At 34.7% G+C, this 24,466-nt stretch carries 24 protein-coding genes; 23 read left to right on the top strand and 1 reads right to left on the bottom strand.

Annotation, left to right across the window (positions count from 1 at the left end; translation table 11 throughout):
• Window positions 1-101 precede the first annotated feature (101 nt).
• The 4 genes from A8L32_RS19965 to A8L32_RS19945 all read left to right on the top strand — a co-directional run bounded on the left by A8L32_RS19965 (window position 102) and on the right by A8L32_RS19945 (window position 3,816).
• Complete coding sequence (locus A8L32_RS19965) at window positions 102-857, top strand: hypothetical protein (protein WP_075591360.1); 756 nt, start codon at window positions 102-104, stop codon at window positions 855-857.
• 78 nt (window positions 858-935) lie between these two features.
• Window positions 936-1,118, top strand: a complete 183-nt coding sequence (locus A8L32_RS19960; RefSeq protein WP_075591359.1) for a hypothetical protein — start codon at window positions 936-938, stop codon at window positions 1,116-1,118.
• Between the two features lie 583 nt (window positions 1,119-1,701).
• A complete protein-coding gene (locus A8L32_RS19950; protein ID WP_075591357.1) occupies window positions 1,702-1,887 on the top strand; it encodes a hypothetical protein in 186 nt (61 codons plus the stop codon).
• Window positions 1,888-2,397: 510 nt separating this feature from the next.
• Window positions 2,398-3,816 (top strand): M48 family metalloprotease, encoded by a 1,419-nt coding sequence (locus A8L32_RS19945; protein ID WP_075591356.1) that lies wholly within the window; start codon window positions 2,398-2,400, stop codon window positions 3,814-3,816.
• Between the two features lie 84 nt (window positions 3,817-3,900).
• On the opposite strand, the gene A8L32_RS19940 is transcribed toward A8L32_RS19945, so the two are convergent.
• A complete protein-coding gene (locus A8L32_RS19940; RefSeq protein WP_075591355.1) occupies window positions 3,901-4,956 on the bottom strand; it encodes an AI-2E family transporter in 1,056 nt (351 codons plus the stop codon).
• A gap of 432 nt (window positions 4,957-5,388) precedes the next feature.
• Between A8L32_RS19940 and A8L32_RS19935 the strand changes: the two genes are divergently transcribed.
• The 19 genes from A8L32_RS19935 (at window position 5,389) to A8L32_RS19845 (ending at window position 24,328) form a co-directional block, all read left to right on the top strand.
• Window positions 5,389-6,201: a DUF1269 domain-containing protein gene (locus A8L32_RS19935; protein WP_075591354.1), complete on the top strand. Its 813-nt coding sequence runs from the start codon at window positions 5,389-5,391 to the stop codon at window positions 6,199-6,201.
• An 88-nt stretch (window positions 6,202-6,289) separates the two neighbouring features.
• The gene (locus tag A8L32_RS19930) at window positions 6,290-7,933 is read left to right on the top strand and encodes an ABC1 kinase family protein (protein ID WP_075591353.1); all 1,644 of its coding nucleotides are present in this window, start codon (window positions 6,290-6,292) and stop codon (window positions 7,931-7,933) included.
• A 68-nt stretch (window positions 7,934-8,001) separates the two neighbouring features.
• Window positions 8,002-9,099 (top strand): hypothetical protein, encoded by a 1,098-nt coding sequence (locus A8L32_RS19925; protein WP_143525178.1) that lies wholly within the window; start codon window positions 8,002-8,004, stop codon window positions 9,097-9,099.
• Window positions 9,100-9,230: 131 nt separating this feature from the next.
• Window positions 9,231-10,049, top strand: a complete 819-nt coding sequence (locus A8L32_RS19920) for a phosphatase domain-containing protein (RefSeq protein WP_158027268.1) — start codon at window positions 9,231-9,233, stop codon at window positions 10,047-10,049.
• Window positions 10,046-10,948, top strand: a complete 903-nt coding sequence (locus tag A8L32_RS19915) for a diacylglycerol/lipid kinase family protein (RefSeq protein WP_075591350.1) — start codon at window positions 10,046-10,048, stop codon at window positions 10,946-10,948. The genes A8L32_RS19920 and A8L32_RS19915 overlap by 4 nt, the downstream gene beginning before the upstream one ends.
• Before the next feature lie 6 nt (window positions 10,949-10,954).
• A complete protein-coding gene (locus A8L32_RS19910) occupies window positions 10,955-11,920 on the top strand; it encodes a helix-turn-helix domain-containing protein (RefSeq protein WP_075591349.1) in 966 nt (321 codons plus the stop codon).
• A 248-nt stretch (window positions 11,921-12,168) separates the two neighbouring features.
• Window positions 12,169-13,677 carry an arylsulfatase gene (locus A8L32_RS19905; RefSeq protein WP_075591348.1) on the top strand — a complete coding sequence of 503 codons (1,509 nt, stop codon included), beginning with the start codon at window positions 12,169-12,171 and terminating at the stop codon, window positions 13,675-13,677.
• Between the two features lie 27 nt (window positions 13,678-13,704).
• Window positions 13,705-14,343 (top strand): HdeD family acid-resistance protein, encoded by a 639-nt coding sequence (locus A8L32_RS19900; protein WP_075591347.1) that lies wholly within the window; start codon window positions 13,705-13,707, stop codon window positions 14,341-14,343.
• A 72-nt stretch (window positions 14,344-14,415) separates the two neighbouring features.
• Entirely contained in the window at window positions 14,416-14,940 is a 525-nt protein-coding gene (locus A8L32_RS19895; protein WP_075591346.1) for a hypothetical protein, read from the top strand.
• 89 nt (window positions 14,941-15,029) lie between these two features.
• Complete coding sequence (locus A8L32_RS19890; RefSeq protein ID WP_075591345.1) at window positions 15,030-16,211, top strand: BamA/TamA family outer membrane protein; 1,182 nt, start codon at window positions 15,030-15,032, stop codon at window positions 16,209-16,211.
• Between the two features lie 157 nt (window positions 16,212-16,368).
• Window positions 16,369-16,572, top strand: coding sequence for a CsbD family protein (locus A8L32_RS19885; protein ID WP_075591344.1), 204 nt, complete (start codon window positions 16,369-16,371; stop codon window positions 16,570-16,572).
• 141 nt (window positions 16,573-16,713) lie between these two features.
• Window positions 16,714-17,673, top strand: coding sequence for an AAA family ATPase (locus A8L32_RS19880; protein WP_075591343.1), 960 nt, complete (start codon window positions 16,714-16,716; stop codon window positions 17,671-17,673).
• An 8-nt stretch (window positions 17,674-17,681) separates the two neighbouring features.
• Window positions 17,682-18,599 carry a DUF58 domain-containing protein gene (locus A8L32_RS19875; RefSeq protein WP_075591342.1) on the top strand — a complete coding sequence of 306 codons (918 nt, stop codon included), beginning with the start codon at window positions 17,682-17,684 and terminating at the stop codon, window positions 18,597-18,599.
• Window positions 18,596-19,072, top strand: coding sequence for a DUF4381 domain-containing protein (locus tag A8L32_RS19870; RefSeq protein ID WP_075591341.1), 477 nt, complete (start codon window positions 18,596-18,598; stop codon window positions 19,070-19,072). Before A8L32_RS19875 ends, A8L32_RS19870 begins: the two co-directional genes overlap by 4 nt.
• Window positions 19,056-20,039, top strand: coding sequence for a vWA domain-containing protein (locus tag A8L32_RS19865; RefSeq protein WP_075591340.1), 984 nt, complete (start codon window positions 19,056-19,058; stop codon window positions 20,037-20,039). The genes A8L32_RS19870 and A8L32_RS19865 overlap by 17 nt, the downstream gene beginning before the upstream one ends.
• Before the next feature lies 1 nt (window position 20,040).
• Window positions 20,041-21,777, top strand: a complete 1,737-nt coding sequence (locus tag A8L32_RS19860) for a VWA domain-containing protein (RefSeq protein ID WP_075591339.1) — start codon at window positions 20,041-20,043, stop codon at window positions 21,775-21,777.
• A 26-nt stretch (window positions 21,778-21,803) separates the two neighbouring features.
• Window positions 21,804-23,114, top strand: a complete 1,311-nt coding sequence (locus tag A8L32_RS19855) for a BatD family protein (RefSeq protein WP_158027267.1) — start codon at window positions 21,804-21,806, stop codon at window positions 23,112-23,114.
• A gap of 44 nt (window positions 23,115-23,158) precedes the next feature.
• The gene (locus tag A8L32_RS19850; protein WP_075591337.1) at window positions 23,159-23,539 is read left to right on the top strand and encodes a hypothetical protein; all 381 of its coding nucleotides are present in this window, start codon (window positions 23,159-23,161) and stop codon (window positions 23,537-23,539) included.
• 60 nt (window positions 23,540-23,599) lie between these two features.
• Complete coding sequence (locus A8L32_RS19845; RefSeq protein ID WP_075591336.1) at window positions 23,600-24,328, top strand: DUF2490 domain-containing protein; 729 nt, start codon at window positions 23,600-23,602, stop codon at window positions 24,326-24,328.
• Window positions 24,329-24,466 lie beyond the last annotated feature (138 nt).

Raw genomic sequence — 24,466 nt, 5'->3', positions numbered from 1 at the left:
TTTAGTGTCAAAGAATCCAATATAGGACACTTGGGACACCTTCATTTGTTTTAGTGGAATCACAGTCGTTACATTGCTATTGTTCATTAAAAATGTGTGTTATGGCAAGGCAAAAAGGAATTATTAAGTTAGAAGGTCGCATTGGCGATTTGTCGTTTTACAAGAGTGGTGGCGAATACCTGGCACGAGCAAAAGGTGGTGTGGATGGTGATAGAATCAAAAATGATCCGGCATTCGCGAGGACCAGAGAGAATGGTGCTGAATTTGGTGCAGCAGGAAAAGCGAGTAAGCTTTTAAGAGGTGTTTTTAAGGCTCCTATTTCACAGTCGGCAGATAAGAAGGTGGCTAGTCGTTTGACTACTGCGATGTTGAAAGTAGTGCAGGCGGATACCACTAATGGTAGAGGTGAAAGAAATGTGATTGATGGAGATTTGAATTTGCTCCAAGGATTTGAGTTTAATGGAGAAACAGGTTTGGATGAGGTTATTAAAGCTACTTACACAGTTTCTTTTGATAGAGCTACTGGTCAGGCACAGGTTTCTGTAGAATTTTTTGATCCGAGTATGGAATTAGAGCAGGTTGAAGGAGCTACACAAGCTCGTTTAACAGTAGGTGTTGCAGGGGTTGACTTTAGCAATTCGGAATTTGAAGTAGATGTTGTTCAATCTGCAGCTATTGATATTGCTTCGAAAGTAGCTTCTACGATTGATACTAACGCGTCCATTTCGGCCAATAGTACCCAGCCTGTGTTTGTGGTATTGGGTATAGAGTACTATCAAACTGTAAATGGTGAGCTTTATATAATCAACAATAAAGATAGCAGATCATTGGCCATGGTAGCTGTTGATATGCCTTAATATTAGTCAATAGTCATTGGTCAATAGTTTACTAGTCGATGGTCATTGGTTTGGGGTTTGATTTAAAAGATTACAAAAATGGAACAGGTTCAACAAGATGGGAAAGCGGGTTTTTTAGGAGGGTGCCTGGTTAGCTTATTTAAAAGCGTGGCTCTAGAAAACATCATGGAAACCATAGTTTATGCCATTATTGGAACTGTAGTTAGTTTTGTCGTTTCAATGCTATTAAGATATTTAGTTGGTTTGGTTAAAAAAAAGTAGGTTGGTTCCCTACTTATGGTTGGTTGTTGTGAGGTCTCTGAGAAATCAGGGGCCTTTTTTAATGGGCGAATATTTCTTTCGAGGACAATGGATAAGGAGCTTACTAACGGGCGTAAACAACCCTTTATTTCAGAAAGAATAAAAATAGTCAAGGCTTTGGATGCAAGAAATTTAATTTCATCCAAACTATGCACGGCCTTTACTTTTTATTCTTTCAAATTAACTTTTGAAAGCCCATTAGTATTCCCTGGAATAGTTTTTCACAGATAAGAACAGTTTGGTAAAGGTGCCTACAGCTAGCGGCAGGGCGAAGGAGCAAGCAGGCATTTGTAAAATGGCGTATTGCACCGAAGCGAAGGGAACGTAGTGCGAGCCGCCTGCGAGTTGAGCCAGCTGTGGCAAACTGAGAGGATGAGGTACGAATACAGAGGGATGGCATATGTTGGGGGCGGTTAATGAAATGAAAAAAGTATCGGGTAATACCATGTGATATTATTGTATAGTGATATCGTTAATAAGTGATTAGCACCCAACACAAGCTTGGCGGATTTTTTGCGAGGGATGGCAAAGGAAAGTAAAATGGATGAAGGGAGTGGATCCTCCTAATACCGACTTATTAAAACTACCATTAGGATGCTCGGGAGTGAATGCATTTTGCTTTTGTGGGTTACTGAAAATACCGGTTGATGAGAAAACAGTTATCAATAAAAATGCAAATAAGCGCATTGGAAGGGCTATTATTAGGTATAAACTAACTCATGTAAATTAGGTTAGGAACGCGAGAGGACTCACGCACCAGCAGAATTAGTATATTGAGAGGTGTTTGCAGGTAAGTGGCCATTGCAAAAAGTGTGACAAGCGCAGCAACTGGCGAGCGCAGGCGAGCCTAATATGGGCAGCGGTTGTATTTTTAAGTATTGAAGTGCATACGAAAGGCTTGAAAATACAAGTGAGCTACCGTGAGGAAGAGGGCGGAACGCAAAAAGCATGACAACCAGGCTATGCATGGTTTAGCTGCACCTGGTGCACCCGGAAATAGAAAAGACGATTGAGCCCGGAGTTTACGGAGATGTTCAAACGGATTTCTAATGACGGGCTTTACTGCTTTTGTTTTTAGCTTTTTAAAATGAAGTAAAACAAGTGCAGTAAAGGCTTGGCGTGTTTTTTTGCTGACAAGTGATGACGAACACCGATTTACCAGTAATAGGTATACTGAACATTCGTTATAAAAAGGTGTTTAAATGTTTAAACTACTCATTTATTACTTAGACCTTCATTTATGAAAACACTTATATTCTATATAATATTATTATATTTTTCTACAACTAGTCTCTATTCGCAAAGTATAGAAATTGATAAAAGGCTTGGGGCAGAGAGTGCAAAATCGGTTGAAGCCGAAATGGGTATTTATGATCATGAAAGTCTATCAAACTATATTTCTGCCATTGGTCAACGTCTAGTCTCTCACTTAGATAATCCTTTATTTGAATATCAATTTCATGTTGTTGATGACCCTATACCCAATGCATTTGCCACGCCAGGTGGATATATCTATGTAACTAGAGGTATTTTATCAATAATAGTTAGTGAAGATGAGTTAGCATGTGTTATGGCGCATGAAATTATACATGCTCAAAATCGGCACTCCGTGAAACAATTAGGTAATAGTATAATACCTAAATTGCTCGAATTGCCAGGACGAATAGTTGGACAAGTGATTAATGAAGATGTAGGTAGAATATTAACTGCCCCTATTGCAACAAGTAATACTCTTTTACTGGCTTCTTATAGTCGATCGCATGAAAAAGAATCGGATGAAGAAGGGGTTACTCTAGCCTCTAAAGCTGGATATGATCCTGATGCAATGAAATCTATTTTAACACGACTGTCCAAATCAATAGAAATCTTAACTAAACAAAAAGAGAAGAAAGGTTATTTTAATGATCATCCATATACTCCTGATAGATTAGAAAGTATATCTAAGACTTCAGCAAAATTAAATTGGGAGAGCAATGAAAAAATATCAAATGATTTTCCTCAACCGTTAAACTCATTACTATTTGGTGCAAACCCAGATAAAGGATTTTTTGAAAACAACACTTTCATCCACCCTATATTAAATTTTTCTTTTCAATTTCCTGATGATTGGCATACCGAGAACCAACCAACTTCGGTGAATGGGATGAATAAAGATCAAAGTGCAGCTTTATTTTTAGGTATGGATGATGCGTCTAAATCGCCCAAAACATTGGCTCTTGAGTTTATACGTGGCATTGAGAAAAATAATGACGTTAAGCCTTTATTTTCAGACTATTATAAGATAAATGATTATAAAGGTTATTTGGTTTCTTATCAGGATAATTCAGGAAGTAAAGACATGTATATTCATACACTTTGGATGAATATGGATAATCATATGTTTAAGATAATAGGAATTGGCCCCAAAGCGGCAGAAGATAAACTGAAAGAGTCAGTATTAAGCATTCATAGACTTACAGATGTTGAAAAGAATAAAATAACCAAGAAAGTAATACGCGTTGTTAAAAGTAAACATGGGGATAGTTTTGATACATTATGCAAACGTCATAATAGTTTTTTAAAATCTGACTTAATAGCATTGATTAATGGTCGTAATACTGATGCAATTCTTCCTGAAGGTACATTGATTAAAATTATTGTTGAAGAAAGACATTTGTAATCCATCTTGATTTTTGCCTATGAGATTGCACAAAGTAAGGGTTTGTATTTAGGTTCTATCTGAATTGGCAAATCACTTTAAAGTTTAGTTTTTAGTGTTTGCTTTTAACATTTTATCTACTTCTTCACCAGAGGAAAGAAGTAGTGATATCCATTTTGTATTTTCATTTTTTTCGAGTATTATTTTAAACGAAATAGTAATTGGTATAGACAAAAACATTCCAACACCACCAAAAATGTACCCCCAAAAAATGAGCGATATAAATACTACTAAGGTAGATAATCCCAAACCTCTACCCATAAGCTTAGGTTCAATAATACTTCCCATTAAAACATTTACAAGTAGATAGCCTACTCCAGTCCATAAAAAGCCAGAAAATCCTATGTCAACTAATGCCAATAGCATAGTTGGTACGGCGGCAATAATTGAACCAATATTCGGAATATAATTTAGAAGAAAAGCTATCACACCCCATAGTATTGCATATTCAACTTTAAATATTAACAACCAAATGGTAATTAATATACCAGTAATTAAACTAATGAGCGTTTTTAACGATAAATAATGTCTTATTTTTCTACCTACTTCATTTAAGTAATCAAGCGATTGGCTAAATTCTTGTTCTAACAATTTGGTTTTTACGTTGGCCACATTCATTTCTGCAAGAATAAATATGGTTACCAGTAAAATTACAAATGAGTTTGACATTAAATTACCTAATTGACCAAGTAGATTACTAGAAAACTGTAGTACTTTACTGGTATCTATTTGTTCAATTATCTGATCAAAACTTATCCCACTTTCTATAAAGTTAAACCGATGGCTTAATGATATTAATATATTATTTAGACCTTCTTCATACTTTGGAAGTTTAGATGTAAACTGCGAAAGTGAATTACCTATTATACTTGCTAATACGATTAGAATAATTAATAAGCCAGATAATACTATTAGTATAGATAGCCAATTAGGAATCTTTTTTTTAATCAGCCATAATATGGGTTGTGCACAGATTATACTTACAAATAAGGCTAACAAAAGTGGCAGTAAAATAGAATTGGCAACTTTGAGTCCTGCAATAATAATTATTATTCCGGCAAGTTTTAAAATGGGAGATATTATTATCGTTTTGTTCTGCATATTATAGATTTTAAAACAATGTGTTTTAATGGAGCGTTAGACCATTTAAACACAGCATCTGACTAATTTGTTTTTACGTTGGAACATAAAGGCTTTAATAAGCTCAATTTACTGCAGAGCTGATAAAATGTTGTTATCTAAAATTACAATTTAAATTGAATACTGTTTTGTTAATTATGAAACTTAGTTAAAGATATTAATTGTGCTGTATTTTAACCGTTATTCTTTAATAATAAGGCAAATTATCATTATTAAAACAGAATGTCGCCAAATGACACAATGTTGTATGTTCATATGAAACAGAGTGGTATGTGAATGTTTTGGTGGATGATGAAAATATTAATTACATGATGTTGATTTTATAATAAGACATGTTTATCTTTTATTTTTTGATAAATAAAAAGTCAAATATTTACTTAAAACCAAGTAATCATGAATAAAATGATAGTGTCTGTATTTGATACAGAAAAACAAGGATATGAAGGATTATCTGCGCTTAAAGATTTAAATAAAGAAGGTTCAATTAGTGTTTACGCGACATCCGTAGTTACCAAAAGTATTGATAATGTTGTAGAGGTAAAAGAAGCTGCAGAAAACGGTCCTTTGGGGACTTCGATAGGCCTTTTTACTGGAAGTTTAATAGGTATGCTTGGTGGACCTGTTGGTGTATTGATAGGCGCAGGAATAGGGGGAATGACAGGTGTTATCGCCGATCTACACAAATCTGGTATTGATGTTGAATTTATGAATGAGGTATCAGAAGCATTATCGCCAGGTAAAGTTGCATTAATAGCTAATATTGAAGAGAGTTGGGAAACACCTCTTGATACGCGCATCGAAGAGTTGAGCGGAATGATTTTTAGAAGGAATCGAAAGGAAATTATTGATGAGCAACTAGAAAGAGAATCAAAAGAGATGAAAGCAGAAATGCTTGAGTTAAAAGATGAAATGAAAGATGCTAATGATGAAATGAAGGCGTCTTTGAAAAGCCAAATAGAAAAGGTTAAATCAAAAATGGAAGCATTGAGTATTTTAACCGAGAAGCGATTGCTTGAACAAAAGAAAGAAAGTGATGCTAAATTAGAATCACTAAAGCAGCAGTTAGAAGAAGCCTCTCAAAAAAAGAAAACCAAACTAAATAAATTAATGACAGAAGTACACGATAATTATTCCAACTATCAGAATAGACTTGAATCAATTAAGAAAGAATTATATGATGAACTAACGGAATCGTATAAAAACTAATTTTTTCTCAGAAGTAAGGTAAGGCTTTCTCGAAAAAGGTTTACCTTACTTATTTTCCTATTGCAACTTGTTTTATAATAGATAATTAATGGATAAACTTCCGCTCACTAATAATTCTCGCTTACGAGAAATTGTTTCGGTACTCATAAAGTATGGAATTGCCGATTGGATGAATAATACAAATATTGATTGGATAAAGAAACAGTTAAAAAAGTTACCTGATAACGAACTGATTGATTATTCGCGCGAAGAACGTATACGTTTGGCATTTTTAGAGTTAGGCACAACATTTATAAAGCTAGGACAAATCTTAAGTACCAGAGCTGATTTGGTGGGAGAACCTATAGCTAATGAACTTTCTAAATTACAGTCATCTACACCGGCCGATGATATTACAAAGGTACATCAACGGATAACAGACGAGTTTGGAATAGAATCGGTGGAAGAGCTCTTTGATGACTTTAGTAATGAAGCGATTGCTTCAGCATCTATTGCGCAAGTGCATACGGCAAAACTAAAAACAGGAGAAGAGGTTGTTGTTAAAGTCATGCATCATGATATTGAAAGAACTATTCTTGTTGATTTGGACATAATTACATCACTTGCTTCTATGGCACAAAGGCATGGAGGACCTCTTAAAGCCTTTCAGCCAGCTGCTTTTGTTCGACAGTTTAAGCAAAGTATGCTCGATGAGTTGGATTTTAATAAGGAATTGAGAAATTTAAATCTTTTCACATCAAATTTTGAATATGATGACAGGGTTGTTTTCCCTAAGGCTTATACAAATCACTCAGGTAAAACGGTGTTAACAATGTCTTTTTTGGATGGGGTGCCCTTGCCTAAAGTTGAGGATTTAGAATGGCCAGAAGAAGACAAAACAAATTTTGCAGAAGAGAGTGCAGATGTTTTCATGGAAATGATGTTTAGAGATCGTTTTTATCATGCCGATCCTCACCCTGGTAATTTATTTGTGAGAGAAGATGGTTCTCTTGGTATTATTGATTGTGGGATGGTGGCAAAGGTTGATGCAAAAACTAATAATATACTTGAGGAATTAATTATTGGCGTTGCCCAAAAGGATACTGAGCATATAAAAAATACTATATTGGATATGTGCGCAATACCCAAAGATATTGATTACGATGAATTAAGCAGTCAGATAGAAGAGTTTATTAATAAATACATTGATCTTCCTTTAAATGAGTTTGATATGAGTGCCTCAATAGAAGAGTGTACTTCAATTATTCATCAATACCATATGATACTACCTGCTAGTATGTCCAACCTCTTTCGGGTGGTTATGCTGCTTGAAGGCTCTTCGAGATTATTAAGCCCTAATTTTAATATTGTTGTTTTATTTAAAAATTACCATCATAAAATATTAAAACGTCGTTATGCCCCAACTGCCCTTGTAAAAAGAGCGATGAGAAATATACATCATTGGGAGCGTATCGTTGATCTGGTTCCAAAAGCTTTGGAAAAATTATTTAGAAAAGCAGGTAATGACAATTTTGAGGTTAATCTTGAGCACAGAAACCTTGAAGAGTCCGTAAATCGTATTGTACTTGGATTGCTCACAGCTTCATTATTTCTAGGCTCTTCGTTACTTTGGGCTTTAAAGGTACCTCCAATAATTAATAACTATTCCTTCCCTGGGATTGCTGGAATTGTTTCATCTATTTATCTTGGTGTATCCTTGATTAGAAGTATTAATCGAACAAAAGGTAAGTAAATCACTTCATTTATAATAGTAGTTTAGTAACTTAACGTCATTGAACCTAAGGTAACTACCGATAGGTTGTGAAACAGTTTAGCTTGGTTGATAAACCTAATTTTGCAAATGAAAAATTAATGATGATAGAGATCAAATTTAAAACGATAGTAGTTTTTGTTTTTCTGATTCTTACTCAGTCATGTGCTGTTTTTAAAGGAAGACAAGAATTGGATATGCAACCCTTTTCTGATAATACTAACGTATTATTTAATGAAGCCATGAAGATTAGTCGTCCTTTTCAATTTAAGAGTTTATCGACATATACAGACATAACCGCTTATACATCGATAAAACAAAAATCTTTACCATTAATTCATGCATTAAAAGGTATTGTATATTATTCTAATCAGTTAGTTGCTATTTCCAATTCCAGTATGTCGGAGAATGGTAAAAATGACCAGTTAGCAAAATATCTTAGTGATGCGTTTGAACGTGTTAAACACAAAGAAAGAATGGATAGTATTGGTTTGTCCTATTCGCAAGTGGAATTTTCTTTAGGTGAAATAAGAAAGGCTGAGACTTATCGTGAAGGAATTGAAGCTTCTGACCCTATTATTAATACAATTGTACTATCTCTTTCTGATCGGCTTGATGAAATAGAAGCCTTGATTGGTGAAGTTATAGTTTCGTTTGATGCAAATATCTATAATGATACGAAAGCAACTATTGATAATTATATAACGCTTAAAAAACTTCAAAATTCAACTCAGAAAAAGATTACTCAGCTTTACTATGCACAATCCATTGATGCCTCTTATATTGACTCCTTAATTATTTCAGATCACTCTATTGTTCCATACCTTAAAAAAGAAAGAAGTCTTGAGCAAGCTGATTATGATACTGCAGAAGAGCTTCTTTTCAAACGTCTTGCTAATATAGATACGATGTTACGTCAGTTAGATGATGATAAAAAGGAGTACATGGATATGAAAGAGGAAATAAGTCGTTGGCACAGTCAGGTGGATGAAAAAATTAGTATTGCCAGAAATGCAATTATTGTTTGGTCTCAATCGCATAAAAATTTAGGAAAAGGAATAGAAGTTCCTCCTTTAATAGGTATAGATTCTTTTCTCGAGCTTGTTAAGCCAACATTAAACAAAGCAGTCGATACTGTTGTATTATAGTTTTACCTTCGATTATCTAATATATGTTCGTTGTTTGGCATTTATCAATTATTAAGTTTAACAGTAAGCTCACTTATTTAGAGGGTTCGATATGTTCTGGAAAGAAACTAGTTGGTAGTGAAAGTAAAGGAATGGTAGCACATTTTTTTAATACGGTTAAATCCTACTTTATATTGCCTTATTCGCAAAGAAGCATCCAAATAAGTATTAATAATTCGAACTATCATTGCAAAACAGACGAGCAAGGCGAGTTCAATCTTTCTATTAATGAATCGTGTGATCCTGGTTCTAAAATTACAATTTCGGGAGGGAATTATGTGTTGGATATAGTACAGTCTTATCCATTTTTTTTTAATGTATCAGAGAGCCAATTTGATGTTATCTCAGATATTGATGACACCATTCTTGTTTCCCATACTTTAAACCACTTTAAACGGATATTAACTACTCTATTTAAAACAACTAAAAATCGAAAAGCAGTATCTTACACAAAAGGTTTGCTTGAGTTTACACGGAAATATGCACCAAATTATTTCTATGTTTCTAGAAGTGAACGCAACCTTTTTAGCTTACTCTGTGATACAATATCTCACCACGATTTACCTAAAGGTGTATTGTTTTTAACTCCATTACTACAATGGCACCAACTATTAAAACCCAATAAATCTAGGCAGCATAAATTCAATGTAATTAGTCGATTAATTGAACAATCAGAAGGTAAAACATTTATTTTAATAGGTGATGACACCCAGCATGACATGCATGTGTACCTAGAAGTAGTTAAAAAATATAGGACCAGAATTAAGATGGTTTTTATTCGCCAAGTCAAACCATTTCGTACTAGACTTCAACAGAGAAGCTGGGAATGTTTGGCGGCGGAAGGTGTTCCTGTCAACTATTTTAAACCATTTGATACTTTTAATTCAGACCATTTAAAACGAGTATTATGAAACTATTATTTATAGTAAATCCTATTTCGGGAGGAGTTGATAAAGAACCATTTTTGAAGGAAGCCGGAGTGCTTTGCGAGAACTATGGAATTGTACATGAAGTTTTTAAAACAAGTGGTAATAACGATGAAGCTAAAGTACGAAAAGTGATTCATCTTTTTCAACCAGATAAAGTAATTTCGGTTGGAGGAGATGGAACCACTTTGTTTACCGCAATAGCTTTACTCGACATAAATATACCCATGGGTATTATTCCCTTAGGCTCAGCTAATGGTATGGCAGTAGAGTTATCCGTCAACCTTAATCCTACGGAAGCTTTAAAAGATATTATTATGTCGAATGTGATTGGTGGCTTGGATATGCTTTTAATTAACAATGAGCATTATACTATGCATATTGGCGATGTTGGCTTAAATGCAAGTATTGTTGAAGCCTATGAGAAAGATGAAAACAGAGGCATGGCCACCTATGCTAAATATTTTATTGAAGAATTAAAGACCTTATCGCCATTTAAAGCAACGGTTACTGCAAATGGTAAATCCGTGACGAGCAATGTATTAATGACAGCTATCTGTAATGCCCGAAAATATGGAACAGGTGTGCCTTTAAACAAAATAAGTAATCCAATGGATGGTATGTTTGAGATAGTTTTGATTGAACAAATTAATTTCACATCTCTTATTAAAGCAGGACTTTCAAAGTTTGATGAACAGTTTATGGACGATCAAAGCAGCCAGGTTATTACTGCGCAAAGTGCTAAAATTACCTTTGATACCCCTCGCTTATTGCAGCTCGACGGAGAAGTAATTGATTTTTATAAAGAAATCAGTATCGAAATGCTTAAAGGAGCTGTTCAACTTATTAGTACCAAAAGCAATACTTACATATTAGCTAAATAAAAAAATATGGGTGCTTTACATATTGTAGAAGCTGGGTACGTTTGCCCTATCATACAGAAACTAAATGCTGTAGGAGTTAGTACTGATAAATACATTAAGGCTAATTTTTTAAACAAATATAGACTTAGTGCAAACACCTATATTCCTGTTGAATTAATGTATTCATTATTTGAAACAATAGAAAAATCTCAGGGTGTACAATTTCTGGATTTTTTTAGAGATACCATCAATATAAATGATTTATCTGACAATGTTCAAGACATTATTCGTACACCTGATTTATTACATATTGTACAAACAACTTGTCAATTCAATCACTTAATTATGAGCAATGAGCTTATGACTTTAAATATTGAGGGACCTATCTCTACTTTACAGTTACAAGTAGATAATCGCCCATCATTAGGTCGTGAGTTAGCTATTAAATTATCCATGCTATATACCTTAGATGGTATTCAGGTTGCAGCAGGAAACGATTGGATGCCAATTGAAATACATTATCAGTTTAAAAAACCTGCTATAGAAGATCCATTCATTGATTTAGGTAAAAATGTTAATATTAAATACAATATGCCATATTCTGGCTTTGTTTTTAATACTGCGGATTTAACAAAGTTCAAGGTAAATAGAAAGCAAGAACTAGAATGGAATGTAAATGATACATGCTTAGCGGGGAGAATAGAACTGCTTTTGAATTCAATAAAAACAGGTCAAATTCCTAATATCTCGTATTTTTCTGATGTTATGAACATTTCCTCACGTAGTTTGATTAGGAAACTTCAAGCAGAAGGTAGGTCATTTGCATCCATAATTGAAACTTGGCGCTTAAAAAAAGCAATTATATCAATAGAAAATCAAGCAACCTCCATTAATGAATTAGCTCATGAGTTAGGTTATGCAAATCACTCAAATTTTATACGGGCATTTAAGCGCTGGACTGGAGTATCTCCAATGAATTATAGAGAACACTAATATTAGGATTCTCTCATTTCACTTCAATATTACCTGAAAGAAAATGATGTCTTCAAATGACACAATTCTTGTAATGTCCACTATTTGTGATTGTTAAGCTTGTAAAACAACTCTATATCCATAAGCAATTGTAACCTTTATGAACCATAACTAAATACGATCCCTTATATTTAATATAACATTAAACAAGTTTATACTTAAAGCTTGCACTTACTGTTTCTTTTTTTAATAAATATAAATTCAATCGTATGAGAAAAGTTAGTTCTTTAATTTTACTACTATTCTGCTTATCCCTAACTGGATTTGCGCAAAAGAATAAAAAGCCAAACATTTTGGTAATTATGGGTGATGATGTTGGTGCACCTAACCTTAGTATTTACGGACATGGAATGATGGGGTATAAAACCCCTAATATTGATCAAATTGGTAAGGATGGCCTAATGTTTACCGATTATTATGCAGAGCAGTCTTGTACTGCTGGTAGATCAGCCTTTATTACCGGTCAACATATTATTCGTACGGGTCTTTCTAAGGTTGGACTACCGGGTGCTGATGTTGGTATACAAGATGAAACTGCTACACTAGCAGAATTGCTTAAGCCTCTTGGGTATGCAACAGGCCAGTTTGGTAAGAACCATTTTGGAGATCAAGATAAATACCTTCCTACTAAACACGGTTTCGACGAATTTTTCGGAAATCTATATCATTTAAATGCAGAAGAAGAACCTGAGCATGAAGACTGGCCTACCGGTGCAGAAGCTGCACGTGTACCCAAACCTAGAGGCGTAATAAAATCTTCTGCTGATGGTCCTATAAAAGATACTGGTCCATTAACCAAGAAGCGCATGGAAACTGTTGATGATGAATTTATGGCAGCTGCTTTTGAATTTATGGAAAACAAAACGGATGAAGGAACTCCGTGGTTTACTTGGATGAATACAACAGGTATGCATTTTTGGACTCACGTTAGTGAAGAATGGAAAGGGAAATCAGGTTTAAATGATTATGCAGATGGTATGTTAAAATTAGACTGGATTGTAGGACAATTCACGGCTAAACTAAAGGAATTAGGTGTTGATGAGAATACCATTGTAATTTTTACAACGGATAATGGTGTTCATCAAGCAACTTGGCCAGATGCTGGTGTAACTTGGTTTAATAATGAAAAAACTACTAACTGGGAAGGTGGATTTAGAGTTCCATGTGTGGCTAAATTTCCTAAGAAGTTTGGCGTTGAACCAGGAACTGTTATTAATGATGTTACTTCTCATCTCGATTGGGTGCCTACATTGGTTGCAGCAGCAGGTGATCCTGAAATAGGGGAAAAATTAAAAACAGGAAACTTTAAATCTAATGGTAAAACATTTAAAAATCACTTAGATGGTTACAATATGTTACCATTGTGGAGTGGTGAAACTGAAGAGAATCCAAGAAAATATTTTATTTATGGTACTGATGCTGCACAAATCTCTGCCATTCGTTTTGCTGATAGATGGAAAGCCATGTATATGGAGCAAAAACATTATGGACAGGATGTATGGGTTTACAAATTAGAACCTTTAAAAGCACCTTTGTTGTTTGATTTAAGAATGGATCCATTTGAGAAAGCTCGCGAAACAAACTCATATCACGATTGGTATGCACGTCATATATTTATGTTTGGATGGGCAGGTAGCTATGTAATGGAGTTTAAGTCAACGTTTAAGGAGTTTCCAGCAGCCCAAAAGCCAGCCACATGGAATGTAACTGAGATGTAGAGTATTAACGTTATTAAATTGTTTATCATGACAAATTTTTTAAAAGTTGCTAAAAACTCAGTTAAGCATTGGTATCTATTAACCATTTCAGGTGTAGTTTTTATAGCACTTGGCATTTGGGTTTTTGCAACCCCACTTGAATCATATTTAACATTGGCACTAGTATTTACGTTGTCATTTTTGGTTTCGGGTATTTCTGAAATCATATTCTCCATTTCAAACAGAAAAGAGATTGATGGATGGGGATGGACACTTTCCATGGGCTTATTAAATGTTATCATAGGAGTGTTGTTATTTATTCATCCAGCTATATCTATCACGACATTGCCATTCTTTGTTGGTTTCACAGTAATGTACCGGTCTGTTTATGCCATCAGTATGTCTATTGACCTTCGTAATTATGGAGTAATGGAGTGGGGAAACCTTTTGGCCATTGGAATTATAGGTTTGTTATTTTCGTTTCTATTGATAGTTAACCCTTTATTTTCAGGGCTTTCATTGGTTGTATTAACAGGGATTACCTTTGTTATTATGGGCATTTACACTATTTATTACTCCGTAAAGCTTAAGCAATTAAACAAGCTTGCTAAAGGCATAAAAGGCGAATTAATAAATCAATTTGAAGATCTAAAAAGCCAGTTGCGCTCTGAGTTATCTGGAAAATAATCGAATTAATATTTGTGACTAATAATTGGGCTGGCATACTATTTCCAGCCCAATTTATCTAAATCTTTTAATATGATAAGGAATATCATTTTAGGTTTATTCTTTTTTTCCAATATACTCGTACAAGCACAGGAACACGAGCAAACTGAGTTACATGATAACAAAAATACAATATCAGTTGCTTTTGGTTATGCTTACTTGCCTGATGGGGTAAAAATAGAATCATCGAGTGAACCAGGTTACTTTGTACCCTCCATTGGTATAGACTATATAAGAAAGATATCGCATAAGCTAGAATTGTTAGCTGTTGTAGATTTTGAGTTGGATCATTATTTAATTTCGGGAAAGGACATAATAAGAGAGAACGCAACAATAGTTGTAGTCGGCGCTATGTATAATCTAATAGAACACTGGAGTGTTATGGTTGGTGCTGGGATTGAAATGGACAAGCATCACCAGCTATTTGTAGGAAGATTTGGGACTGAATATGGTTTTCATCTGTCAGATAAGTGGGTTCTAAGTCCTGGAATATTTTATGATTACAAAGATGTTCATAGTACTTATTCAACATCTATAGCCATAGGATATAATTTCTAAAGTTGGGGTTAAAGGTTTTATAGAAAAATAATCTTTACGCCTATGTTCAATGAAGAAATAATTTTATACTTGATTTTAATGACTGAATAATGAAAATCAAAATATTTTTAATCACTACTCTATTTGTCCTGTCGCAAGTTTTAATTGCACAGGATACTGAAGTTTCAAATAAGGAACGCATAAAGCTGCAGAAGAAGGCTGCAAAAGACTCCATTAGGAACAAAAAGGTGGCTGAAGGAAAATTTATTATTAGCCCAATTGTTGCTCCTGGTTATACACCTGAGCTAGGAGGATTGGTAGCTTTTGGTGGTTTAATGAGTTTTAAAACCAATCCAACGGATGATTTAATTCAAAGATCTTCGTTTCCAGTTACATTAGCTTATACTACTACAGGAGCAGTTGTTGCAAATGGTATTTTAAGTTCATATTGGTTTGAAGATAAGTTACGAATTTACGGCGATTTCTGGTATAAGGATATGCCAGACCATTATTGGGGAATTGGTTATCAAAATGGCTATGAAAAACCTAAGGGTGAAGAAACTACGTCCTATAATCGCCAGTGGTGGTGGTTTAACCCACGTTTTCTTTATCAATTCAAGAAGAATTATTTTGTTGGACTTAATGTAGATTATAATTATACAAAAGGAACCAACCCTAGTGCAGGTGTTGGGGAGGATCCTAACTACATAAAATATAAGGATAAACCTTTGAATTCTGGTTTGGGTTTAATGCTAAGGTATGATTCTCGAGATATTCCTGTTGATTCAAGAGAAGGTATGCTAGTGGATTTAGTAAGCACCTTTTACTCTACAGGATTAGGAGGCGATAATAAATACCAGATATATTCACTTGATTATCGTCAGTTTGAAACCGTTAATAGAGAAGGAATGACACTGGCTTGGCAATTAAAGGCAAGGATAGCTGCAGGTGATGTTCCTTACGGAGAAATGTCCCAACTAGGAACACCATTTGATTTGCGAGGTTACCAATGGGGTAGGTTTCGTGATGAAAGCATGTTTTTCTTTTTGGCTGAATATCGCCATATGTTTTTGGACAAATCGGGAGAAGTTGGCAAGCATGGAGCTGTTGTTTGGGCTGGCTCAGGTACCATATTTGATTTTGACACCTTAGCAGATAATACTAATCAATGGCTACCAAATTTTGGTGTTGGTTATAGACTTGAACTTCAACCTCGAATGCACATGCGTCTTGATTATGGAATAGGGCGAGAGACAAGTGGAATCTATTTTAATTTTAATCAGGCCTTTTGATTTGTATCTCCAATAATGAAGAAAAACTGATTTCTATTCTCATATGCACTTGGTATTGGTTGTTTACCGAATGCTAAAATAACGAAGTAAAAGTTAACAAAAATCTACTTTCATTCATGTAATGAAGGTGAAGTTAAATCACATAAAAAATAGAATTATGAATGAAGATATTTTAAAAGGTAAATGGAAACAGTTAGAAGGAGAAGTAATTAAAGAATGGGGAAAGTTTACCAAAAATGATATTGAAAAAGTAAATGGTGAAGCCAAAATTCTGCAAGGAAAAATCCAAGAAAAGTATGGTAAAACAGCTGAAGAAGCCGAAATGCAAGTGAAAAAATTTTTAAAGAAATTTGAGAAGTGACTCATTGTATTTAGATAGAAGCAAATGGATGTTCGCAATGCAGAATGACTTTTTAAAATGAGTAGAACCGCATTTATGAATAACTATTTGTTTTTATTTTATTTCTAAATAAACGCTTTATTCGACATTGAATATATTTATATGAATGCTCTAGAGGAAATTAAAGAATTACAAAAACGGATTAATCAATCTATTATTGGTCAAGCAGGTGTAGTGGAAAAAATACTTGTGGTTTTTTTAGCAGATGGTAATTTACTTTTGGAAGGTTTACCTGGATTAGCTAAAACCAGAGCTATCAAAAGCTTGTCAAAAGAATTGAAGGCCAGCTTGTCTCGTATTCAGTTTACACCTGATTTATTGCCTTCTGATATTACTGGCACTGAAATTTTTCAGCCCGAATTAAAAGATCCTTTTGTGTTTAAGAAAGGTCCTATATTTGCCAATTTGGTTCTGGCAGATGAAATTAATAGAGCGCCAGCAAAAGTTCAAGCAGCCTTGCTTGAAGCCATGGAGGAGCGTCAGGTTACGGTAGCCGGGAAGACTTATAAAATGGAAGATTTATTCTTGGTGATGGCCACTCAGAATCCAGTGGAGCAAGAAGGAACTTATCCTTTGCCAGAAGCTCAGATGGATCGTTTTCTGATGAAAATTCTGATGGAGTATCCTGATAGTGAATCGGAAGAAAAGATATTAGAATTGGTGAGTGCTGAAAGTCGTGGCGAATTTATTAGCAATGAACCCATTTCACAAGAAGTTGTGTTTAAAGCACGAGAAGAGATTAAGCAAGTAGAGGTGTCGAAGGCTTCTCGGAAATATATTGTAGATCTGATTAACGCCACACGAAATGCTTCTAAATACAGTGAAGATCTGGATAAGTGGATCGACTTTGGTGCTAGTCCACGCGGAACGATAGCACTTGAAAAATGTGCCCGTGTGATGGCTTGGTTAAATGAACGAACCTATATTGAACCAGATGATATTCGCTATGTAATACATGAAGTATTGCGTCATCGATTAATATTAAGCTATGAAGCAAATGCACAACGCATTAGTCCGGATATGGTGATTGATGAACTATTAAGATCAGTAGCGGTGCTATAATAAATCATATGAAAAAGCTACCTAAAGAAATAGCGACCACACTGGATGAATTAATGCGTCTTGAATTTTTGACTAGTAATTTCAGCTTGTTACCTAATCAACCTGTTCATAGCGTTTTGTCGGGTAAACATGCCTCAAAGCTACGTGGGCGAGGTTTAGATTTTTCTGAAGTACGAAAGTACGTGTATGGCGATGATATACGTAATATTGATTGGAAAGTAACGGCACGCACCAAGCAAACTCACACCAAAGTTTTTAACGAAGAGAAAGAACGACCTTGTTTTGTTATTGTGGATCAAAGTTCCTCTATGTTTTTTGCTTCAGAGGGGAAAGTTAAATCTGTTTTGGCAGCGCAGGTAGCAGCTATTAGTGGTTTTAAAGTTTTAAAAGCGGGCGACCGTTTAGGAGGTTTGGTGTTTGATGATGATAGTTTTAAAACTATCCAACCTAAGCGAAGCAGAAACAACATGATGCATTTGCTTGAAAGTATAGTGGCAAAAAATCAGGCCTTGGTTAAACGAAAGAGAATGCAAGGCAAGCAAGATATTATTAACAAGGTATTGTTTAAAGCAAAAAATGTCATCACTCACGATTATGTCGTAGTAGTGATTAGTGATTTCAGCAATATCAACGAACAAGGTGTTAAGTATCTAACTTCCATAGCTCAGCACAACGATGTAATAGCTGTCATGGTAAATGATAAAATGGAGCAGAGTTTACCAAGCCATGACCTTCCGGTTTCTGATGGGAAATTTCAGGTGATGATTAAAAACAAAGAGAAAGTGCTAAGTAAGTTTCGGGATATTTCTTGGAAACACAGAGAGGAAACGATTGAATACTTCAGAAAGTATGGGATTCCATTTATGGAATTCAATACCCATGAAACATTGGTAGAACAAATCAAACGCATATTTGGACGAAGATGAATATACGAAACAACTCTTCCATAGGTGAATTAATGGAGCCCGAAGCAATTGCCTTTAGCTTTGCTGCACCTGGGTGGATGATGCTACTTCTGCTTATACTTCTTGTATTATTGGCATTTGCTATTTGGAAACGCTATCAATATAAAAAGAACAAATACCGACGTGTAGCCATAAACGAATTAAACGCTTTAAATAACAGCAATAATGAAATTAGTGCTGTTATACTTAATACAATATTCTTGCTGAAGCGTGTTGCTATAGCAGCCTATGGAAGAAAGGAAGTTGCCTCAATAAATGGAAGCTTTTTTTTTCAATTTTTGAAGAGTAAAACCAATACAGCTGTATTCTCCGATGAGCTTGAAATCATATTCACAAAGCATTTGTACGAAGGAAATAAAGCTGAGCTTACTAATAATGAATTAGAATTATTACACCGCCAAAGTATAAACTGGATAAATGAGCACGATGTTTGAATTTGCTAATCAATGGGTGTTTTGGATACTGCCTTTACCAATACTGATATATTGGTTTTTTCCGCCAGTTCATCGTAGGGCTGAGGCTTTGATGGTACCTTTTATTCATCAAGCTGCTGAAGCCACAGGTGACAAATTACGTATAGGTGCTTGGATTTCAAAACGAAATCTTTTTCAATGGATTTTACTTTTGCTAACCTGGATATCATTTATTGTTGCTTTTGCCAGACCCCAATTGGTTGGTAAACCTGAGATGAAGGTAAAGACGGCCCGTAGTTTTGTAATTGCAGCGGATATCTCCTTTAGTATGGCAAGTAAAGATTGGGTAGTAGATGGAAATAGATATACACGTTGGGAAGGGGTAAAGCAAGTACTAGGAAATTTTATTGAAACCAGAGATGGCGACCGATTGGCATTGATTTTTTTTGGAACCAATGCCTATGTTCAAACTCCATTAACCACCGATTTAGAAGTGGTTAATTGGTTTTTGGAAGAAACAGACGTAGGTATGGCGGGACAGATGACCAGTGTAGGTAAGGCTATTGGAATGAGCATGAAACTGTTTGAACAAGATACCATCGAGAATAAAGTGATGCTTCTTTTAACAGATGGACAGGATGGCGGTAAAGGTATGTCTCCCATTGATGCAGCCTATTTAGCAAAAGCAGATAGTGTCAAAATTTATACTTTGGGGATAGGCGATCCACAAGCCCCTAACTCTGATTTAGATGAAGCAACACTAAAAGAAATTAGTAAAATCACAGGAGGTAAGTATTTCAGAGCAATTGATCAAAAGCAACTGCAGAAGGCATCTGAAGAATTAGAAACACTTGAACCGATGGAGTTTGAAGAAGAAGACTATAAACCCATTACGCATTTGTTTTTTTATCCATTAGTTGTTGCCATTGTATTGTCTCTCGTGCTAATTTCCATTCGGGTTATCCTGTCACAATTTAAAAAGGAATAAAATGAATTGGATAAATATTAATACTGAGCTTTTTCATTTTATGCGCCCTCAATGGCTATGGATGTTTGTTCCCATGCTCCTGGTTCTTGTATTTGTTTGGTTTGGTGGAAAAGATAAACAGATGTGGAAGAAGAGTATTGCATCCAATTTGTTACCATATATGGTAAATAAAGGTAATCGTTTTGCTGTTGTTGGTCCCCTTTTAGCCTTTGCTTTTGCAATTTCTTTAATGATTTTAGCAGTGGCAGGTCCTACTTGGAAAAAGGTAGAGGTGCCAGGTGCAAAAAGTGAAGCTATCTTAATGATAGCCCTCGACTTGTCCCCATCTATGTTGGTTGATGATGTTTCTCCAAATCGTTTGGAAAGAGCTAAGTTCAAGATTCAGGATTTATTGAAAGCTAACCCAGGTTCCAAAGTAGGTCTTTTAGCTTTTTCAGGTACGGCGCATACCGTAATTTCTCCTTGTAATGATTATGAGTTGTTGACTTATCAGTTGCAATCATTAACGCCATACATTATGCCTATGCAAGGAACCAACTATACACATATGTTGACATTGGTAGATACTATTTTTAGTAGAGTTGATGCGCCCAGTACCTTGCTTCTTGTTACAGATAATATTGAAACGCAGCAAGGTAATCTCTTGCTTAACTTTGCTGACAGGAGCGATAATCATATTGAAATCATGACTATGGCTTCTATTCAGGGAGGTCGCATACCTGGTTTTAGAAAAGGAACTTACTTCAAAGAAAACGGGGAGTATATTATTTCACGTTTAAATCAGAACGAACTTTTCCGCTTACAAAAGCACAAAAATATAAACATTAATCCACTTACTTTAGGTAATGAAGATGTTGAGAATCTAGCCCAATTAATAAGCAAGAACTTGGAGTATAGAAGTGTTGAACAAGAGAGCGAAGAAGAATGGGAGGAAAATGGTTTTCCTTTGCTTTGGATTGCGATGATTATTCTGGTTTTATGGTTTAGAAAAGGTTGGATGATTCAGTGGTGTGTTTTACTGGTCTTTGTTTCATCATGTAATAGCCAAATAAATACTTGGGAAGATTTATGGTATACAAAGGATTATCAAGGGCAAAAGGCTATGACTAAGGAACACTATGCTGAAGCATCTCAAAAGTTTGAATCCTATACTCATAAGGGAGTTGCGCTTTACAAGGCAGGAGATTATGAAGCCGCCATTGAGGTGTTTAAACTGGACACCAATGCAACATCGATGTATAACTTGAGTTTAGCGTATGCTGCTAATGGACAAAACTATTTAGCTTCAGAGGCATTATTATTGGCAGAAGAATTAGCACCGAATAATGAGGTTATCAAAAATGCCAAGGAGAATAATCAACGTGTGGTGGCACAAATGGATTCAATTGCAAAAATGAATCCTGACTCAGCCATTACAATAGTTGAGGAGAAAAAAGATTTAGGCGAATTAAAAGAGAGGAAGGCGGAAGGTAAAGATGAAGAACTGTCAGCAGATAACGAGGTGAAGGAGTTGCCCAAAGATGGTAATAGAGTAACGGATGAACAAGAAACTGGAATGCGTAAAGCAGATGAAATGGAAGCTCCACCAGAAAATTTTCAGGCACAAAAAGTGGATAACGCACAAAATGTTCTCTTAAGAGAAATATCGGCTGATCCGTCGGAGTTTTTAAGACGTCGTTTTGAATATCAGAAAAAGAAATATTATACCAACGAAAAGCCAGCGAAGAGATTATGGTAAAAATAGGCATCATAATAAGTTTATTTTTGAGCTGCATTGCGAGTCAGGCACAAAATGTAAATGCCTTTGCTGTGGCTAAAAGTAGCAGACAATCAGTATTGATTGAGCAGCCTCTAAAGGTGACGATTACCGTATACACAAGTACTTGGTTTACTCAACCACTTCAAATTGAGAATTTGCAAGTAGAAGGTGCATTTGTACAGTCTTTTAAGCAAACACAAAGTGCCATCAAATATGTAGATAAAAAGAAATATGCATGTTTAGAATTTTATTATATCGTTTTTCCATATCGGGATGGAGAGTTGAGTTTTCCAGCCCTTAGTATCATTACCGAAACACCTCCAGAAGGTGATTTCAAAGGAAAATTGGTAACCCTAAAAACAAATGCTATTAAGGTAATTGTTAAGCCCATTCCTAAAGATGCCGATAGTCAACATTGGTTGGTAGCTAATAATGCGAGTATTTCGAGTAAGTGGAGTAGAGATATTCATCAACTTAAAGTAGGAGACGTTCTAGAACGAACAATTACAACTTCGGCTCATGGGACTTTGCCATCATTCATTGATGAACCTATGGTTGAAGATGTTGATTTTGGCAATATTTATACTTCAGAGCCAAAGTATATAGATGAACGCGACTCAAAGTCGGTTAATGGTAAACGAATTGATACCTATTCTTATTTACTAGAACGAGAAGGAGAATTTACTATTCCTGAAGTGGAACTGACTTGGTATAATCCCTATGTAAGCAGATTCTATAGAAAGAAACTTGCCGCTGTAAGTATCAATATCAATAAAAATGCAGAATTGGCAGGTTTAGTGAGCCTAAAAGATTCATTAAACGCACTTAATCCAATCATTTCAAAGGAAACTTTATCAAACAAAGAAGAGGCTAATCACGAGAATTGGATCTTGCTAGTTAAATTTTTAATAATTGGGATCATTGCTCTATACGTAGTGATTAAAACAATCTTAAATATTCTCGTAGTATTAAAAAGACGAAGAGCCAAATATACAAACAGCGAAGTATTTTGGTTTAAGCAGGTGATGCAGCAGTCCAAAGAAAAACCTATCTTAAGAACGCTATATCAATGGCTCGACCATTATAAGAGCAATTATAAAATTAATACTTTAAATACATTTTCTCAAGGTGACGAGACTCTTAATAGCTTGTTAACCACACTCAAGAAGAATGCCTATTCTGAAGAAGCCTCGCAAAAGATTGATTTAAATAAACTTAAATCAAGTATTAAGAAACAAAGAACCAATCATATGCAAGAAGCTGAACAAAGTTCTAATAAAATTCTTTCTTCAATAAAGGATATTAATCCTAGGTGAAGAATTATTACTATACTTTAAAGCACACTTGATAATGTTACGATATGATTGAAAAAATATCTTGGGTAAAGAATAATCTGGAAGTAAGCTTTTGTGAATCATGTACCTTTAGTGAAATTAAAAAGGTAAATGAGAAAGTGTATGGTGATGCTCGTTTTGATAAAATGGAATATCAAATTTTTGATTTTAGTAGGGTATCAGAATTGCTATTGACCCCAAAAGAACTTAAAATAGTTGGTGTATTAGATAGATCTGCAAGTAGATGGAACAGGAATGTTTGTATTGCTTTGGTGGTTACAATGGAGTATGTAAGAAATTTGGCGTTAGAATATGGTAAATTAATGGAAGGGTCTAATTGGTCAGTTTATTTGTTTTCTACATATGATAAAGCGAAACATTTTTGTAAGAATACTAGCGGTGATTAAATTATTTAATAATCGATACAACCAAATTGATTTCTATTTTTTAAAACTTGATAAAATCTTATGAATCGTTTTAAAATATTGTTATCGGTTCTGTTTATTGTACATGCAGGGTATTCGCAAGGCACTTTAAATTCGTTTAAAACGAATCAGATTTGGTTTGACCTGAATGTAAGTACACCACTTTCTGAAAGTATAAATTTTTACGCTAAAATTGGCGCTAAAACTGTTTCCCCAAAGGTTTGGAATAAGCTATACCTTAGTTCTGAAATCTCATATAATCTTCAGCATCTCATATTTAAAAATTTTGAACATAAAGAAACTGTTTACGGAGGTGTTGATTTTTATTTTATTGATTTTATAGACAGTGAAAATGCCTATGAGATATCACCATATCAAGGATATTCTTTGTATTGGCCCAACAATAAGAAGTTGACTTTAAAACACAATCTAGAGTTTGCTGAGCGTCTTCAATGGATTAAAAATATTGATAAATATTCGTTTGGAATAAAAGCTAGTTATGAATTAGATTTATCGTATAAAATATTTAGGGAACCTAAACAATTTGTTAATGGGTTCTATATTGGAATGAGTGCGAAGTTCTGGTGGAATTTAATAGCCGCAAATATTTATAATGATATAATAAGAATAACCCCTAAGGTAGGCTATCAATTTAGCCCTAAATGGAAAATATCTTTATTTACAGGCTATAATTACACACGGAATTTTTCAACAACAAACTTCCACTCCGATAATATTATTTACAGGTTTAGAATCTATTATAATATCTGATCAAGGTATTAGTGGTTCTATTAATACCTTTTCTATTTAGTAAGTAATATTCTTTTTTTTATTATAAAGCGGTGTTTTGAATCAAAAAAACAAATATTGAGTTGTAAAACCTAGCATGAGATTCGTGAAAGATTTATT

Source organism: Labilibacter marinus (genome assembly GCF_001659685.2).
GTDB lineage: Bacteria > Bacteroidota > Bacteroidia > Bacteroidales > Marinilabiliaceae > Saccharicrinis > Saccharicrinis marinus.
This window is presented reverse-complemented; position numbering and strand designations above follow the sequence as displayed.

What these genes read in the sequence shown, in the direction of transcription:
- A8L32_RS19965 (WP_075591360.1), top strand. Translation starts at nt 102, where the DNA reads ATGGCAAGGCAAAAAGGAATTATTAAGTTAGAAGGTCGCATTGGCGAT.
- A8L32_RS19960 (WP_075591359.1), top strand. Translation starts at nt 936, where the DNA reads ATGGAACAGGTTCAACAAGATGGGAAAGCGGGTTTTTTAGGAGGGTGC.
- A8L32_RS19950 (WP_075591357.1), top strand. Translation starts at nt 1,702, where the DNA reads ATGAAGGGAGTGGATCCTCCTAATACCGACTTATTAAAACTACCATTA.
- A8L32_RS19945 (WP_075591356.1), top strand. Translation starts at nt 2,398, where the DNA reads ATGAAAACACTTATATTCTATATAATATTATTATATTTTTCTACAACT.
- A8L32_RS19940 (WP_075591355.1), bottom strand. Translation starts at nt 4,956, where the DNA reads ATGCAGAACAAAACGATAATAATATCTCCCATTTTAAAACTTGCCGGA.
- A8L32_RS19935 (WP_075591354.1), top strand. Translation starts at nt 5,389, where the DNA reads ATGAATAAAATGATAGTGTCTGTATTTGATACAGAAAAACAAGGATAT.
- A8L32_RS19930 (WP_075591353.1), top strand. Translation starts at nt 6,290, where the DNA reads ATGGATAAACTTCCGCTCACTAATAATTCTCGCTTACGAGAAATTGTT.
- A8L32_RS19920 (WP_158027268.1), top strand. Translation starts at nt 9,231, where the DNA reads ATGGTAGCACATTTTTTTAATACGGTTAAATCCTACTTTATATTGCCT.
- A8L32_RS19915 (WP_075591350.1), top strand. Translation starts at nt 10,046, where the DNA reads ATGAAACTATTATTTATAGTAAATCCTATTTCGGGAGGAGTTGATAAA.
- A8L32_RS19910 (WP_075591349.1), top strand. Translation starts at nt 10,955, where the DNA reads ATGGGTGCTTTACATATTGTAGAAGCTGGGTACGTTTGCCCTATCATA.
- A8L32_RS19905 (WP_075591348.1), top strand. Translation starts at nt 12,169, where the DNA reads ATGAGAAAAGTTAGTTCTTTAATTTTACTACTATTCTGCTTATCCCTA.
- A8L32_RS19900 (WP_075591347.1), top strand. Translation starts at nt 13,705, where the DNA reads ATGACAAATTTTTTAAAAGTTGCTAAAAACTCAGTTAAGCATTGGTAT.
- A8L32_RS19895 (WP_075591346.1), top strand. Translation starts at nt 14,416, where the DNA reads ATGATAAGGAATATCATTTTAGGTTTATTCTTTTTTTCCAATATACTC.
- A8L32_RS19890 (WP_075591345.1), top strand. Translation starts at nt 15,030, where the DNA reads ATGAAAATCAAAATATTTTTAATCACTACTCTATTTGTCCTGTCGCAA.
- A8L32_RS19885 (WP_075591344.1), top strand. Translation starts at nt 16,369, where the DNA reads ATGAATGAAGATATTTTAAAAGGTAAATGGAAACAGTTAGAAGGAGAA.
- A8L32_RS19880 (WP_075591343.1), top strand. Translation starts at nt 16,714, where the DNA reads ATGAATGCTCTAGAGGAAATTAAAGAATTACAAAAACGGATTAATCAA.
- A8L32_RS19875 (WP_075591342.1), top strand. Translation starts at nt 17,682, where the DNA reads ATGAAAAAGCTACCTAAAGAAATAGCGACCACACTGGATGAATTAATG.
- A8L32_RS19870 (WP_075591341.1), top strand. Translation starts at nt 18,596, where the DNA reads ATGAATATACGAAACAACTCTTCCATAGGTGAATTAATGGAGCCCGAA.
- A8L32_RS19865 (WP_075591340.1), top strand. Translation starts at nt 19,056, where the DNA reads ATGAGCACGATGTTTGAATTTGCTAATCAATGGGTGTTTTGGATACTG.
- A8L32_RS19860 (WP_075591339.1), top strand. Translation starts at nt 20,041, where the DNA reads ATGAATTGGATAAATATTAATACTGAGCTTTTTCATTTTATGCGCCCT.
- A8L32_RS19850 (WP_075591337.1), top strand. Translation starts at nt 23,159, where the DNA reads ATGATTGAAAAAATATCTTGGGTAAAGAATAATCTGGAAGTAAGCTTT.
- A8L32_RS19845 (WP_075591336.1), top strand. Translation starts at nt 23,600, where the DNA reads ATGAATCGTTTTAAAATATTGTTATCGGTTCTGTTTATTGTACATGCA.